This window comes from Streptomyces sp. NBC_01717 (assembly GCF_036248255.1).
GTDB lineage: Bacteria > Actinomycetota > Actinomycetes > Streptomycetales > Streptomycetaceae > Streptomyces.
Genome location: NZ_CP109178.1, coordinates 1,491,697 through 1,505,738, shown reverse-complemented (window position 1 = coordinate 1,505,738; position 14,042 = coordinate 1,491,697). Strand labels below are relative to the sequence as shown.

The following is a 14,042-nucleotide window of genomic DNA, read 5'->3' as shown; positions in this document are numbered from 1 at the left end:
CGGTCTGCTGCGGGGCGATGGCTCGGTGGACTCAGCCGTGCGGTCCGCGTCCCGGTTCGCGTGCTGCGGCGAGACAGCGGCCCCGGGCGCGCAGGAACACGTCCTCGGCGGCCGAGGGGTCACGGGGAGTGCGGGTGCGGTGGGACCAGGGCAGCGTGGTGAAGTACGGCCCGAGCGCCCGGAACACGGGGACCGCGTCGGCGAACCGCAGGGAGCCCCACAGTGCGTGGGCCAGATGATTGACGTCGAGCAGGGAATGTCCGGCCGGATCCGTGCGGTGGAACCACAGGCGCAGGGCGCGCTCGGCATCCCGTTCGGCGTCCTCGGTGACCCAGTGAAGGTCCAGCGCCTTCTCCTGACCGTGCTCGCGGCGGTACCGCTCGACCCGCACGTACAGCGGCAGGACATGGAGCGCGGAGCCGTCGGGCGCCGAAGAGGCCGCCCACTGTGCGAAATTGACCGCCTCCGAGAGGGTGCTGCCGGCTTTGCGTGCGTATACGAACTGGAGCATCCGGTGGTAGGCCTCGCGGTTGCCCGGATCGCGCCGGTCGGCCTCGGCCAGCAGGCCCCACGGACCGGGAAAGAGCATCGGCCCCGGCGGATGCAGCCGGTGCTCGCTCAGTCGCTGCTCCTCGTCCAGCTGGGACAGGGCCAGCAGGCACACCCATGGCACCGGGTCGGTCGGGGTGGCGTGCGCGGCGGCTTCGCAGGCCTCCCAGGCTTCCTGCCACAGTTCCTGCGCCCGGTGATGGCCCTCGCGATGGGCACGTACCGTCCGCTCCACGACAACCCGTGCGTGCATCACGACAGCTACGACACTCCCGGGCTCCTCGACCCGCCAGGCCTGTACCGCGTCAGATCCCGCGGCGACCGCTCCGAGCACCTGGGTGCGCTGGGTCCACAGCGCCCAGTCCGGGGTGCTCTCCAAAAGATTGCGCATGGAGACCCAGCGGCCGGTTCGCAGGTCCTGTAACGCGGCACGTAACTCGTTGTCATGTCCGGCAGGGTGATAGACCGGCCGGAAGTCACTGTTGGCCATGGGCTCGCCCCGCTCCCGTGCGAGAGGGCCGGACGGGGCGGATCGGAGGTGTTCTCAGCACGTCTCGCCGCCCGGAGGCGGTACAGCCATGCGAAGGCGGAAGACCCGGCGACCGTGATGTCGGTGCACCGGAAAGCGTGTCGGTCCCATCAATCCTCAAGCACGTGGGGGGTGTAGCAGCTGTTGGAGAACGAACTGCTGTGGGGTGTGGGGGTGTTGCTCGGCGGTGAGTGTAGAACGCCTGGTGTCGACCACCTGGCCGATTCGCGGATCTTACTCAAGTCCTTCGAAACAACGGCGAGTTGACCACCATCCGGTCGTTCCCTCGGGGTGCGGGCGGCGCTTGACGTACGCGGTGGTCTGCACCACTCTGTGCGTCAGCGACCAGTGATCACGATTCCGTTCAAGCCGCAGAGCTTCCGCACAGCTGGAGTGTCGATGACAGGCCCGGTACTCGCCGTGGACCAGGGCACCTCCGGCACCAAGGCGCTGGTGGTCTGTCCGGAGCGCGGAGTGATTGGTTCCGGATCGGCCCCGGTGCGGCCGCGGTACGGCGCCGGAGGAGCGGTCGAGGCCGACCCCGCCGAGCTGCTCGCCTCGGTCGTCGACGCCGGACAGCAGGCGGTACGCGAAGCCGGTGAGCCGGTGGCCGCCGTCGGACTCGCGAACCAGGGCGAGACCGTGCTCGCCTGGGATCCCGCGACCGGGCGGCCGCTCACCGACGCCATCGTCTGGCAGGACCGGCGGTCCGCATCGCTCTGCGCCGAACTGGCCGGACATGAAGAGGAGTTGAAACAACTCACCGGGCTGCCGCTCGATCCGTACTTCGCCGCCCCGAAGATGGCCTGGATCCGCCGTGAACTGACCCGCGAAGGCGTCGTCACCACCAGCGACGCCTGGCTCGTCCACCGGCTGACCGGGGCGTTCGTCACGGACGCGGCGACCGCCGGACGGACCCAGCTGCTCGATCTCGACCGGGTCGGCTGGTCACCCGCCGCCCTGGACATCTTCGGCCTCTCCGGTGAACGGCTCCCGTCCGTCGTCGACGCCGCCGGGCCCGTCGGTGCGACGCGCGTCTTCGGCGGTGAACTCCCGCTGACCGGACTGCTCGTCGACCAGCAGGCCGCCCTCCTCGCCCAGGGCGCCCTGGAGCCGGGCACCGCCAAATGCACCTACGGCACCGGCGCCTTCCTGCTCGCCCAGACCGGTCCCACGCCACGCCGCGGCTCCACCGGGCTGGTCAGCTGTGTCGCCTGGCAGCTCGGCGGACGTACCAGCTACTGCCTCGACGGGCAGGTGTACACCGCCGCGTCCGCTGTCCGGTGGCTCACCGACCTCGGAGTGATCTCCGGCGCCGCCGACCTCGACCCGGTCGGCTCCACCGTCCCCGATGCCGGCACGGTCACGTTCGTACCGGCGCTCGCCGGACTTGCCGCACCCTGGTGGCGCAGCGATCTGCGCGGCTCGGTCACCGGCCTCGGCCTGGAAACCACCGCGGGGCACCTGGTGCGGGCCCTGTGCGACGGCATCGCCGCGCAGGTCGTCGAACTCGCCGATGCCGTCGCCACCGACCTCGGCGGACCCCTGACCTCGCTCCGCGTCGACGGTGGCCTGACCCGCTCCGCGCTCCTCATGCAGACCCAGGCCGATCTCCTGCAGCGGCCGGTCGAGGTGTCCGCACTGCCGGACGTCACCGCACTCGGCGTCGGGGCCGTCGCCCGCCTCGGCCTCGACCCGCAGTTGCCGCTCCACCAGGCGGTACCCGCATGGGAACCGGCCGCCGTGTACGAACCGCGGATCGGCGCGGACGAGGCCGCCGAACGCCTCGCCCGGTTCCGCGCGGCGGTGGAGACCCTGCTGGACCGGGCATGACGGGCATCCGCGACCGGCGCGGCCCGGGAAAGACGACATGACACCGACGATCACCGCGACCGGAGCCCTGGCCCACAGCCTGCGTGACGGCGACGGGGATGCGACGACGTACGACGTCACCGTCATCGGCGCAGGAGTCGTCGGCACCGCCGTCGCCCGCGAACTGGCCCGCTATCGGCTCCGTACCGCCCTCATCGACGGATCCGACGACATCGGCAACGGCACGTCGAAGGCCAACACCGCGATCCTGCACACCGGTTTCGACGCCGTGCCCGGCTCGCTGGAGGCCCGCCTCGTGCGCGACGGGCAACGCAGACTCGCCGCGTACGCCGTCGCGACCGGCATCCCGGTCGAGCGCGTCGGCGCCCTCCTCGTCGCCTGGGACGAGGAACAGCTCGCCGCACTCCCCGCCCTGGCGGCCAAGGCGGAACGCAACGACTACCACGCGGCACGCATCATCGACGCCGACGAACTGCGTGCCCGCGAACCCCATCTGGGCCCGGGTGCGCTCGGCGCGCTGGAGATCCCCGACGAGAGCATCATCTGCCCTTGGACGACGCCCCTCGCGTACGCCACCCAGGCCGTGCGCGCAGGAGTCCATCTCCACCTCAACTGCCGGGTCCGGCAGATCGACAGCGGCCAGGACGTCCACACCCTCATCACCACGCGTGGCCCGCTGAGCACCCGCTACCTGATCAATGTCGCCGGTCTGTACGCCGATGAACTCGATCGGCAACTCGGCCACGACGCCTTCACCGTCACTCCGCGCCGTGGCCAGCTCATCGTCTTCGACAAGCTGGCCCGCGATCTCGTCGACCACATCCTGCTGCCGGTACCCACCGAGGCCGGCAAGGGCGTGCTGGTGGCACCGACCGTCTTCGGCAACGTCCTGCTCGGCCCGACCGCCGAAGAGCTCGACGACAAGACCGCAACCGGATCCAGTGCCGACGGTCTCGCGCTCCTGCGCGAGAAGGGCCGCCGGATCCTGCCCGGGCTGCTCGAGGAGGAAGTCACGGCCGTCTACGCCGGGATGCGCGCCGCCACCGGTCACGAGGACTACCGCATCCGGGCCTACCCCGACCAGCGGTACGTCGCCGTCGGCGGTATCCGCTCCACCGGTCTCACCGCCTCCATGGCCATCGCCGCGTACGTCACCGAACTGCTCGCCGGCACCGGCCTCGACCTCGGTGCGCCGGCCGAACTGCCGCCGCTGACCATGCCCCAGCTCGGTGAGGCCTTCCCCCGCCCGTACCTGCGCGCGGAGCTGATCGCCGCCGACCCGGCGTACGGCACCCTCGTCTGCCACTGCGAACGGGTCTCCGCCGGCGAGATCCGGGACGCGCTGACCAGTACGATCCCGGCGCGGTCGAAGGACGGGCTGCGGCGCCGGACCCGGGCCGGCGGCGGACGCTGCCAGGGGTTCTACTGCGGGGCCGCGGTCCGTGCCCTGATCGAGGAGGCCCGGCCATGACCCGGCGCGAGCGGACCGTCGATGTCCTGGTCGTCGGGGCGGGACCGGCCGGTCTCGGCGCCGGGGCCGAACTCGCCGCGTCCGGCGCGGGCCACGTCGAGATCCTGGAACGCGAACAGGCCGCGGGCGGCATCCCGCGCCACTGCTTCCACGGCGGATTCGGTGCCGGCCGTATCGGGGGAGGGGCCATCGGGCCCGTGTACGCACAGCAGTGCGTCGCCGCGGCTGTCCGGGCCGGAGCCACCCTCCGTACCTCCGTCACCGTCACCGGCTGGGCCGGACCCCGCACCCTCGACATCACCGGACCCACCGGACTCGAACGCATCACCGCGCGCGCCGTCGTCCTCGCCACCGGCGCGCGCGAACGCCCGCGCAGTGCCCGGCTCGTCCCCGGCACCCGCCCGCCCGGCGTCTACACCACCGGCGAACTCCAGCAGGCGGTCCACCTCTTCCGGCAGCGGATCGGTACGCGAGCGGTCGTCATCGGCCACGAACCCGTCAGCCACGCCGCGGCGGACACGCTGAGGGTGGCCGGCCTCGACGTGGTCGCCCTGGTCACCGACCAGCCGCCGTCCCCGCTGCCCGCCGTCCCGGTGCGCCCACGGCACCGCACACCGCTCCTCACCGACGCCACCATCACCGGACTGACCGGCCGGGAGCGGCTCACCGGGGTCGCACTGCGCCACCGCGACGGCCGGACCACGACCCTGCGCTGCGACACCGTCGTCTTCACCGGGGACTGGATCCCCGACCACGAGCTGGCCCGGCGCGGCGGGGCGACCCTGGACCCCGGCACCCGTGGTCCCGCGTACGACGCCTCGTACCGCACCCGGGCGACCGGTGTCTTCGCCGTCGGCAATCTGCTGCACGCGGTGGAGAGCGCGGGGACCGCGGCCGCCGAGGGCCGGGCCGTGGCCGCTCCCGTACTGCGTCACCTGGCAGCGGATCCGTGGCCGACCGGCCGTCCGGCGCTCGCCGTCGACGCCCCGCTGGAATGGATCGCACCGAACCTCGTCGCCCTGGACGGCAGCCGCCCGCTCAACGGCCGCTTCACCCTGCGCACCGGCCGGCGGCTGCTCCGCCCGTTCCTCGTCGTCGGCCAGGACGGACGCGTACTCCACCGGGAGCGGCTGCTGCTGCCTGCCGTACCGAACCGGTCGTTCCGGCTGCGGGGTGACTGGCTCGACCGGGTGGATCCGCACGGCGGAACCGTGCGGATCACGGTGCACTGAGCCCTCGCTGCGGCGTCAGGGGATCAGCAGCCAGTCCGAACCGATCGCCGCCACCAGGCCCACAGCCAGCAGCCAACTGCCCAGCCGTGTCCGGCCGTTGCGGCTGAGCTCGATCACGATCCCGCACAGGATCAGTGCGAGCCCGTACACCCCGACCACCAGAACGGAGGACCGGCTCGCGATCCGCAGCCCGAGCACGACCGCCATCGCCACCATGCCGACCGATGAGAGGGCGATCCGCAGCCGTCTCGCCTGACGCGGTGTCAGTCTGCGGCCCTCGACCTCTGCCTCAACCTCTGCCTCGGTCTCGGCCTCAACCTCGGCCGCTGCACCGGCGTCGGGGGCGGGTATCGGAGTGTCCACGGACTGGTCCTGGTCAGAAGTGCTCATGACGCGGGATGGTAATAGCTTCGAGGCGCCGTGTTCGCCGGTCCGGGCGAGGGGAGCCCGAAAAATGGTCGCAGCCGACCGGCCCGCCGCCTCACCGGTCTACCGGCGCTCCGGCCGCAGACACGGCGCCTCCTCGGCCGCATCCACCGGCTGCGCGTCCGCCGCCTGCCCGTGCGCCGTCTCCACCCGCCCGGCCAGCTCCTGCGCCCAGTCGATCAGTCCACTGACCCCGATCCCGTAGGGCACCGCGTCCCCGAACTCCCCGGGTTCCACGAACCCGCCGGACCGCGCGCACTCCGCGAGCGCCGTCGCACCCCGTCGCAACAGCCGCGCCCCGCCCGTCGTATTGCCGCGGGCCGTATGCGTCAGCCCCACCGCCAGTTGTGCCAGCCCGCGCCACAACTCCCGTTCCTCCTCGGGACCCGACTTCCACGCATCCTCGAACACCTCGTGCGCATGGAACGGCATCCCCGCGTCCAGCAGCCGCTGCGCCTCCCGCAGCGTCTCGTCGGGGGAGCGGATCACCCCCTCCGGCTGCCGCTCCACTCCCGGCGTCCCGTACGGCAGCGGGCGCCCCAGCCCGTCCCGGGGGCGCGCGTTGCGCGCCCGGCCCTCGGCGTCGCGGTCCCTGTGAGTCTCGTCCACCCTTCGATTGTGCCCCGCACCTGCGACGAACTGTCCGAACCACTGTCGGTGGGCCCCCGCGCACGACTAGTGTCGGGAGTCATCCGTACCACTATGGGGAGGGTAGGCATGAAGCCGTCCCGGCCGCTGTACGAGCGCGATCCGGAACTCGCTGCCGCCGCACAAGCCGTGGATGCCCTGTGCGGCGCCCAGGCGGTCGGCGGGCTGTTGATCTTCAGTGGCGAGGCAGGCATCGGTAAGACCGCACTGCTCGCCGAGATCGAGACCCTGGCGGCGGACCGCTGCACCGTCTGGTCCGCGCGCGGCGGCGAGACGGTCACGTCCGTACCGTTCCACGTCGTACGTCAACTGCTGCAGCCCGCCCTCGACCAGTTCCCGCCCGACGAGGTGAGGAGTCTGTTCGGGGCCTGGTACGAGATCGCCGCGCCCGCCCTCGGGCTCGCCGAGCCCACCGGCCCGCAGCCCGATCCGCAGGGTGTGCGGGACGGGATCGACTGGGTCGTCGCGCGGCTCGCCTCACGGCTGAGCCACCGTCCGCTGCTGCTGATCGTCGACGACGCGCACTGGGCGGACGGTGAATCCCTCGCCTGGCTGGCCTCGTTCACCGCGCGCCTCGGCGAACTGCCCGTCCTGGTCGTCCAGGCGCACCGCCCGGACGAGCTGGCGGCGCGGAAGGCGGAGGGTGGCAACGGCGGCGGACACCCGGCGCAGGTCCGGGTCGCGCTGCGCGCTCTCACCCCCGACGCCACCGCCGAACTGGTCAGGGCGGCGCTGGGCGACCACGCCGACGATCCGTTCTGCCGCGAGGTGTGGGCCGTCACCGGCGGCAACCCGTACGAGGCGGTCGAACTCGTCGCCAAGGTGCAGGACCGCGAACTGCCGCCACTGGAGGAGTCGGCCGGGCTGCTGCGCGAACTCGGCGCCTCGGCCCGCGGCAGCGGACTCGTCGCCCGGCTCGAACGGCTCGGCACCAACGCCAACCGGTTCGCCTGGGCCGCCGCCGTCCTCGGCACCGACATCTCCCAGGACCTGGCCGCGACCCTCGCCGGGATGAGCCCCGCCGAGGCCGCCGACTGCACCGCGCGGCTGCGCGACGCCCGTATCGTCAGCGGCTTCGATCCGCTCGAATTCGTCCACCCGCTGATCGCCACCGCCGTCTACCGCTCCATCCCGCCGGCCACCCGCACCGCCATGCACGGCCGGGCGGCCTGGGCGATCGCCAGGGCCGGACTGGGCGCCGCCGCGGCCTCCCGCCACCTCCTCGAAGTCCACCCGGACGACGACCAGGAGCTGGTCGAGCAACTCCGTGAAGCAGCCGGCCAGCACCTCGCCGTCGGCGCACCCGAGGCCGCGCGCCGCTGCCTGGAGCGAGCCCTGCGGGAACCGCCGCGCCATCAGGTGCGCGCCACGCTGCTGTACGAACTGGGCTGCGCCACGCTGCTCAGCTCCCCGCCCACCACCGTCCAGCATCTGCGCGCCGCCCTCGATCTGCCCGGACTCGACGACGACGTACGGGTCGACGCCACCTTCCGGCTGGCCGCGGCCCTCTCCCACAACAACCAGCTGAAGGAAGCCGCACTGGCCCTCGCCGCCGAGGCCGGACGCACCGCCCCCGGCCCAGGTCAGATGCGCCTCCAGGCCGCGCACTTCATGTGGGAGGGCATGCAGGCCGCCGAGGACGACGGTCCCGGCCGCTCCCGTCGGCTCGCCCGCAACGCCGACCACCTCACCGGCAAGGACAACGCCGAACGCGCCCTGCTCACCATCCGCGCGTTCGACGCCATGCTGCGCGGCGAGAACTCCCAACTCGTCATCGACCTCTGCGAACGCGCCCTGGTCGACGGCCGCCCCGCCCGCGGTCTCGGCTGGACCGACACCGAATGGGGCTTCGAGTTCCCCACCCTGGTCGGCATCACCTATGCCTTCACCGACCAGCTCGACCGGGCCGAGGAACTCTTCGGCGAGGCAGTGCGCGCCTTCGAGATCTCCGGCTGGAGCGGCGCCCACCTCGCATTCGCGCACACCCTCCTCGGCCTGGTCCACCGCCGTCGCGGCCGACTGGCCGAGGCCGAGGGCTTTCTGCGCGAAGGGCTGCGGCTCGCCGACCGTGTCGGCAGCGGTCTGCCCGTCCACTGGGACGCCGCCTGCCTGCTCATCGACACCCTGCTGGCCCGCGGCCGCGTCTCCGAGGCGCGCACGATAGCTGACAGGTACCACTTCGGGCTGCCCTACCCCAGCGCCATGGTGCTGCCCGACGCGCCGTGCGTCCGGGGCCGTCTCCTGCTCGCCGAAGGCCGTACGAAGGAGGCCGTCACCGAACTCGAAGCGGCCGGCCAGGCACTCGAACCGCGTGGCAGGTTCAACGGCATCTGGGCCCCCTGGGCCGGCGATCTCGCCCGCGCCCTGGCCGACGACGACCCGGCCCGCGCCGCCCAACTCGCGACCTCGGCCCGGGTGCACGCGGAGAGGTTCGGCACGGAGACCGCGATCGGTGAGGCGCTGCGCTGCGTCTCGCTGTTCGCCCGCCCCGAGGACGCCCAGCACCTGCTCGCCGACGCGGTCCGGCACCTGGAGGCCTCCCCGTCCGCGTACGAACATGCCCTGGCCCGCTTCGACTACGGCATCGCGATCCGCTCCCCGAAGGAGCTCGCCCGGGCGCAGAAACTGGCCACCGCGTGCGGCGCCGAATCGCTCGCCACCCGCGCCCACCAGGCACGGGCGTCGATCCGGTCGGCGGAGTGAGGTAATGTTTGTCCTGCGCGGCCGCCTGGGAACGCCAGGGGGAACCGCAGCGGGACGTGGCGCAGCTTGGTAGCGCACTTGACTGGGGGTCAAGGGGTCGCAGGTTCAAATCCTGTCGTCCCGACTCGTAAGAGTCGCAGGTCAGGGGCCGTTTCAGAGGTAATCTGAAGCGGCCCTTCGGCCGCTTCTGGGGACCAGTTGGGGACCAGTTGGGGACCAGCGCACTTGACCGATTTGAAGCGCACCTTGACCCAGTCAAGGTGCGTCACGCCTTTCGCACCTGAGGAGATCTACCGCTCTCTGCGGGCAGATGCCACCACGGCCGCGCACCTCCAAACCCCGACTGGCACTGGCCTGTGTTCGTGCCCACGTTCTGGTTCGCCGGCTGAGGCCAGGTGCGGTGCCGTAGCAGTGGCAATGATCGCGAGGTGGTGCTGCCGTGGATCCGGTCCTCCCAGGTGTTGTAGTGGAGCCATGACGAATATCGTGCTTCACGCAATGCGGCCGGCTACGCGACAGGGCAGATGAGGCGCGCGCAGATCCTCGACGCCGCCCTGAACCGCTTCGGGCGCGATGGGTACCGCAGGACCTCGCTGGCGCGGGTCGCCGAAGACGCCGGGATCACCGACGCCGGGCTGCTGCACCACTTCCGCGACAAGCAGCAGCTGCTTCTCGCCGTCGTGGAGTACTGGTTCCAGCGTCAGGACGAGCGTTGGATGCAAGTCTCAGCCTCCGCCGGCGCCAGGGAGGTCTTCCGCAGCTACCTGCAGGCCATCGAGGACAATCTGCGCGAGCCCGGGATGATTGAGCTCGAGGTCGTACTGGCTGCCGAGGCGATCAGCCCGGACCATCCTGCGCACGCCCTCTTCTCCGGGTGGCAGGAGAGCGGTGTCCGTCGGCTGGCCGCGAACCTGCGCGCCGGTTCCGAGTCCGGCGAACTCAAGCCGGGCGTGAACGACGTGGCCTTGGCCCGCGAGTGCTTCGCGGTCGACGCGGGCATCCGGCTTCAGTGGCTGGCGAGTGGGAGGGCGTTCGACCTTGTCAGCGTTGTGCACGTGCACCTGGACCGGCTCCTGCGCGACATCTCCACCGACGGGGAAGGGCTGCTCGCGGCTCCCTGAGGCTCAATGGGAACTTTTCATCCTGAAGTTGCAGGTCACGGGGCTCGCGTGAGCTGGTGAGGGTGTACTGACGCTGGTGGCTGCGGTGATCGTCTCGCGGAGATCATCGGCCACGCCGGGTCGGCGTCTGATCTCCGCGTTCGTCAGTACGAGCAGGGCCCGCAGCAGTGTGGTCGCGTGTCGGGCATTCATACGGATCTTGGTGAGGATCCGCCAGTTCTGCACGTCGGCGAAGCTGTGCTCGTTCGGCGCGCGTTCGCGGCTCACCCGTCGGTTCGCGTCTTTCTGAGCGGCGGTGACCGGGTGGCCTCGGGTGGCTTGGCGGCCGGTGATGATGACCGGGTCGTCGGTGTCGTCGTCCAGGCCGGTGAAGCCGAGGTCGGCCAACACCCTGAGGCCGGCCTTCCCGTGGTTGGGCGCTGATCCTGTTTGTGGAGGGCGGTGGTGAACGCTGGAGCGCCCCGGCTTCGCCGCCGAGATCCACACCAGGTTGCAGTGCTTGTCGGTCAGGGCGAGGAACAGCAGTGGTGGTTGCCCGAGTAGTTCGGCCGGCTCTCGTTCCCGGTGCGTCTGCGGGTGCGCACGAGGGTGCCGTCGAGCAGCATGACGGCTCCACCCTTCCCGGCGATCTCCTTCAGGGCGCGGTCCAGGTATGGAGAGCGGGCCGACAGCAGCTCGATGACTTCCAACAGCCACCCATGCAGGTCGCGTCATCGACACGCAGGGAATGGTCAGCCCCGAGGTCGCTTGACGGTGACCGACGGTTTTGCCATCACGGGTGAACGGCTCGGCAGGAAAGCGAAGAAGAGCTGTTCGCGCCGGTGCGGGCCGCGTGGAGAACCGGTGAGGCAGTGGCCGTTGTCTGCGAAGGTTGCGGCTTCGATGTCCTGCGGTGCTGCAGGACCCCGCACACGTGCAGGAGCGGGGTCAGGACAGTTGATGCCAGGCGTGGGTGAGCGCGTTGCGTAGTTGGGCGGTTTCCGTCGGGGTGAGGCCGTCCGTCATTCGCCGCTCCAGCTCGCGTACGGGTTCTTCATGGTCCGCAAGGAGCCGGCGGCCGAGCTCGGTCAAGCCGATGAGGAGTTCCCGCCGGTTGGTGGGATTGGCGCGGCGGACGACGTACCCGCAGGCTTCCAGGGTGCGGACCATGTCCGCCATGGACTGGGCGGTGACGAATGAGCTGCGCGCGAGCTGGGCGGCCGTCAGTCCGTCGTGCCGATGGAGCACGGTCAGCGCCGTGTACTGCAGCGCGGTCACGCCAGACGGCTTGAGCACTTCGTCCAGCCGGGCCCGGACGACAAGTTCGGTGCGTTTGACCAGGTAGAGGAGCGACGGAAGGTCCTTCTCCTCTTGGCGGGCCGTCGGTGTGACTGCTTTCGGCACGGCGTCCTCCCGGTGTTGCTGCCCTGAGGGTCGCTCGTGGCATGCCCCGTGTAGAAGAGCCACTCTAGCCCATTGACAGGATTCCTGTTGATCGAAAAACTGGCGCTTGCCAGGAATCCTGTCAATGAAGGGTCGGTAGTCATGGACTTGATCGGGAAGGTCGCCGTCGTCACCGGCAGCGGACGCGGGCTGGGTCTCGCATATGCTCGGGCGCTTGCCGCGTCCGGAGCCTCCGTTGTCGTCAACGACGTAGAAGAGGAGGCGGTCGAGGCTGCGGTCAAGACGGTGGAAGCGGCCGGCGGCAAGGCTGTCGGCGTGACGGCTGCCGTCGGTGACACCGCCGCGGCCGAACAGCTGGTCTCCGCGGCGGTGGAGCACTTCGGGCGGTTGGACGTCCTCGTCACCAATGCCGGCATCTTGCGCGACCGGGTGTTGTGGAAGATGACCGACGACGACTTCGACGACGTCGTGCGTGTCCATCTGCGCGGCACCTTCACCTGTGCCCGGGCAGCAGCTGTGCGGATGCGCGAGCAGGGTGAGGGTGGACGCATCATTCTGATCGGCTCGCCTGCGGGGCAGCGCGGGAACTTTGGACAGACCAACTACGCGGCGGCCAAGGCGGGCATCGTGGCCATGGCGCGCACGTGGGCCATGGAACTGGCCCGGGCCCAGATCACCGTAAACGCCGTCATCCCGGTCGCCGCCACCGAGATGACCAAGACCATTCCGGTCTTCGCGCCCGCCATCGAAGAGGCTGAACGTACCGGTGCGCCCCTGCCGGACTGGATGCGCAAGGACGAAGGACTCGGCACGGTCGACGACGTCACCGGGCTCGTCACCTTCCTCGCCTCCGACGCCTCCAGCGGTGTGACCGGACAGGCCATCGGCGCCGGCGGAGACCGCCTCGCATTGTGGTCTCATCCCAAGGAGAAGGGGGTGATGCTGCGTGACGGCGGCTGGTCCGCCGAGGAGATCGCCCATGACTGGGACGGCGGCATCGGGGCGGAACCGGAGAGCTGCGGCATTCCCGCCCCCCAGCCGCCGACGGGAGCCTGACATGCCTGCGTCCATCGCAATCGACCCGGAGCAGCTCACCGCGATCGATGTGCACACGCATGCGGAGGTGTCGCGGACGGGGCATCCCTCGCTCAGTCCTGAACTCATGGCCGCCTCCGAGAAGTACTTCGCGGCACACGGACACCGCCAGCCCACCATCGACGAGATGGCGGAGTACTACCGGCAGCGCCGGATGGCCGCCGTCGTCTTCACGGTCGACGCCGAGCACGCGCTGGGGCACCCGCCGATCCCGAACGAAGAAGTCGCCGAGAGCTGCGCCGACCATGCGGACGTACTCATCCCCTTCGCCTCGATCGACCCGTGGCGGGGCAGCGCGGGGGTGCGTCAGGCCCGGCGTCTCGTTCAGGAGTACGGCGTACGGGGGTTCAAGTTCCACCCGAGTCTGCAGGGTTTCTCGCCGGACGACCGGATGGCCTACCCCCTGTACGAGGCCATCGAGGAACTGGGCGTGCCCGCCCTCTTCCATACCGGTCAGACCGGTATCGGTGCCGGTGTGCCGGGAGGCGGCGGTATCCGCCTGAAATATTCCAATCCCATGCTCATCGACGACGTGGCGGCCGACTTCCCGGGCCTGCGTATCATCCTGGCCCATCCGTCCTTTCCGTGGCAGGACGAGGCTCTGGCCGTGGCGACGCACAAGCCGAACGTCTTCATCGACCTGTCCGGCTGGTCCCCGAAGTACTTCCCGCCGCAGCTCGTCCGGTACGCCAACACGCTGCTGAAGGACAAGGTGCTCTTCGGGTCGGACTATCCGGTGATCACTCCGGACCGATGGTTGAGCGACTTCGACAAGCTCGATATCAAGCCTGAGGTTCGGCCGCGCATCCTCAAGGACAATGCGGCGCGACTGCTCGGTCTGGTTCAGGACTGACCGCCGTCTCAGGCCGGTTCGTGTTGTCTCCGGCGTACCGTGCCGGAACCCTGTCGCGGTACGGGGCCGGTGCCGCGAGCGGGGCGTGGCTCCGTAGGTTTTGCCGCACGCGTCGAGGCGACGGCAGTAACTCCGCGGCTGCGTCGAGGCGTGCCGTTGCCGGCCGGGTCCTGCGCGGCGTAGCAGGCGACGGGCTGCC

At 70.7% G+C, this 14,042-nt stretch carries 13 protein-coding genes and 1 tRNA gene; 8 read left to right on the top strand and 6 right to left on the bottom strand.

Going from position 1 to position 14,042, the window contains the following annotated elements:
* Nucleotides 1–31: 31 nt before the first annotated feature.
* Nucleotides 32–1,039, bottom strand: coding sequence for a hypothetical protein (locus OHB49_RS06990; RefSeq protein WP_329158793.1), 1,008 nt, complete (start codon nucleotides 1,037–1,039; stop codon nucleotides 32–34).
* A 438-nt stretch (nucleotides 1,040–1,477) separates the two neighbouring features.
* Between OHB49_RS06990 and OHB49_RS06985 the strand changes: the two genes are divergently transcribed.
* The 3 genes from OHB49_RS06985 to OHB49_RS06975 are packed head-to-tail and all read left to right on the top strand — an operon-like array spanning nucleotide 1,478 to nucleotide 5,614.
* Nucleotides 1,478–2,911 carry an FGGY family carbohydrate kinase gene (locus OHB49_RS06985; protein ID WP_329158791.1) on the top strand — a complete coding sequence of 478 codons (1,434 nt, stop codon included), beginning with the start codon at nucleotides 1,478–1,480 and terminating at the stop codon, nucleotides 2,909–2,911.
* A gap of 37 nt (nucleotides 2,912–2,948) precedes the next feature.
* Entirely contained in the window at nucleotides 2,949–4,382 is a 1,434-nt protein-coding gene (locus OHB49_RS06980; protein WP_329158789.1) for an FAD-dependent oxidoreductase, read from the top strand.
* Entirely contained in the window at nucleotides 4,379–5,614 is a 1,236-nt protein-coding gene (locus OHB49_RS06975) for an FAD-dependent oxidoreductase (protein ID WP_329158787.1), read from the top strand. The genes OHB49_RS06980 and OHB49_RS06975 overlap by 4 nt, the downstream gene beginning before the upstream one ends.
* A 15-nt stretch (nucleotides 5,615–5,629) precedes the next feature.
* Here the strand turns inward: OHB49_RS06975 and OHB49_RS06970 are convergent, their stop codons facing one another.
* Together OHB49_RS06970 and OHB49_RS06965 are read right to left on the bottom strand one after the other, a co-directional pair.
* Entirely contained in the window at nucleotides 5,630–6,004 is a 375-nt protein-coding gene (locus OHB49_RS06970) for a hypothetical protein (RefSeq protein ID WP_030973530.1), read from the bottom strand.
* 99 nt (nucleotides 6,005–6,103) lie between these two features.
* Nucleotides 6,104–6,649 carry a DUF309 domain-containing protein gene (locus tag OHB49_RS06965; protein WP_030973532.1) on the bottom strand — a complete coding sequence of 182 codons (546 nt, stop codon included), beginning with the start codon at nucleotides 6,647–6,649 and terminating at the stop codon, nucleotides 6,104–6,106.
* Nucleotides 6,650–6,757: 108 nt separating this feature from the next.
* Here OHB49_RS06965 and OHB49_RS06960 point away from each other — a divergent pair, with 108 nt between their 5' ends.
* The 3 genes from OHB49_RS06960 to OHB49_RS06950 all read left to right on the top strand — a co-directional run bounded on the left by OHB49_RS06960 (nucleotide 6,758) and on the right by OHB49_RS06950 (nucleotide 10,512).
* Nucleotides 6,758–9,391 carry an ATP-binding protein gene (locus OHB49_RS06960; RefSeq protein ID WP_329158781.1) on the top strand — a complete coding sequence of 878 codons (2,634 nt, stop codon included), beginning with the start codon at nucleotides 6,758–6,760 and terminating at the stop codon, nucleotides 9,389–9,391.
* Between the two features lie 50 nt (nucleotides 9,392–9,441).
* Nucleotides 9,442–9,515 (top strand) — tRNA-Pro (locus OHB49_RS06955).
* Between the two features lie 400 nt (nucleotides 9,516–9,915).
* Nucleotides 9,916–10,512 carry a TetR/AcrR family transcriptional regulator gene (locus OHB49_RS06950; protein WP_329158779.1) on the top strand — a complete coding sequence of 199 codons (597 nt, stop codon included), beginning with the start codon at nucleotides 9,916–9,918 and terminating at the stop codon, nucleotides 10,510–10,512.
* Between the two features lie 3 nt (nucleotides 10,513–10,515).
* On the opposite strand, the gene OHB49_RS06945 is transcribed toward OHB49_RS06950, so the two are convergent.
* The 3 genes from OHB49_RS06945 to OHB49_RS06935 form a co-directional block, all read right to left on the bottom strand.
* Nucleotides 10,516–10,998, bottom strand: a complete 483-nt coding sequence (locus OHB49_RS06945; protein WP_329158777.1) for a transposase family protein — start codon at nucleotides 10,996–10,998, stop codon at nucleotides 10,516–10,518.
* 20 nt (nucleotides 10,999–11,018) lie between these two features.
* Nucleotides 11,019–11,201: a hypothetical protein gene (locus OHB49_RS06940; protein WP_329158775.1), complete on the bottom strand. Its 183-nt coding sequence runs from the start codon at nucleotides 11,199–11,201 to the stop codon at nucleotides 11,019–11,021.
* A 238-nt stretch (nucleotides 11,202–11,439) separates the two neighbouring features.
* Nucleotides 11,440–11,895, bottom strand: a complete 456-nt coding sequence (locus OHB49_RS06935) for a MarR family winged helix-turn-helix transcriptional regulator (protein WP_329158773.1) — start codon at nucleotides 11,893–11,895, stop codon at nucleotides 11,440–11,442.
* A 141-nt stretch (nucleotides 11,896–12,036) separates the two neighbouring features.
* Between OHB49_RS06935 and OHB49_RS06930 the strand changes: the two genes are divergently transcribed.
* Together OHB49_RS06930 and OHB49_RS06925 are read left to right on the top strand one after the other, a co-directional pair.
* The gene (locus OHB49_RS06930) at nucleotides 12,037–12,951 is read left to right on the top strand and encodes an SDR family NAD(P)-dependent oxidoreductase (protein ID WP_329158772.1); all 915 of its coding nucleotides are present in this window, start codon (nucleotides 12,037–12,039) and stop codon (nucleotides 12,949–12,951) included.
* Nucleotide 12,952: 1 nt separating this feature from the next.
* A complete protein-coding gene (locus tag OHB49_RS06925) occupies nucleotides 12,953–13,843 on the top strand; it encodes an amidohydrolase family protein (RefSeq protein ID WP_443079499.1) in 891 nt (296 codons plus the stop codon).
* The last annotated feature ends 199 nt before the right edge of the window (nucleotides 13,844–14,042 follow it).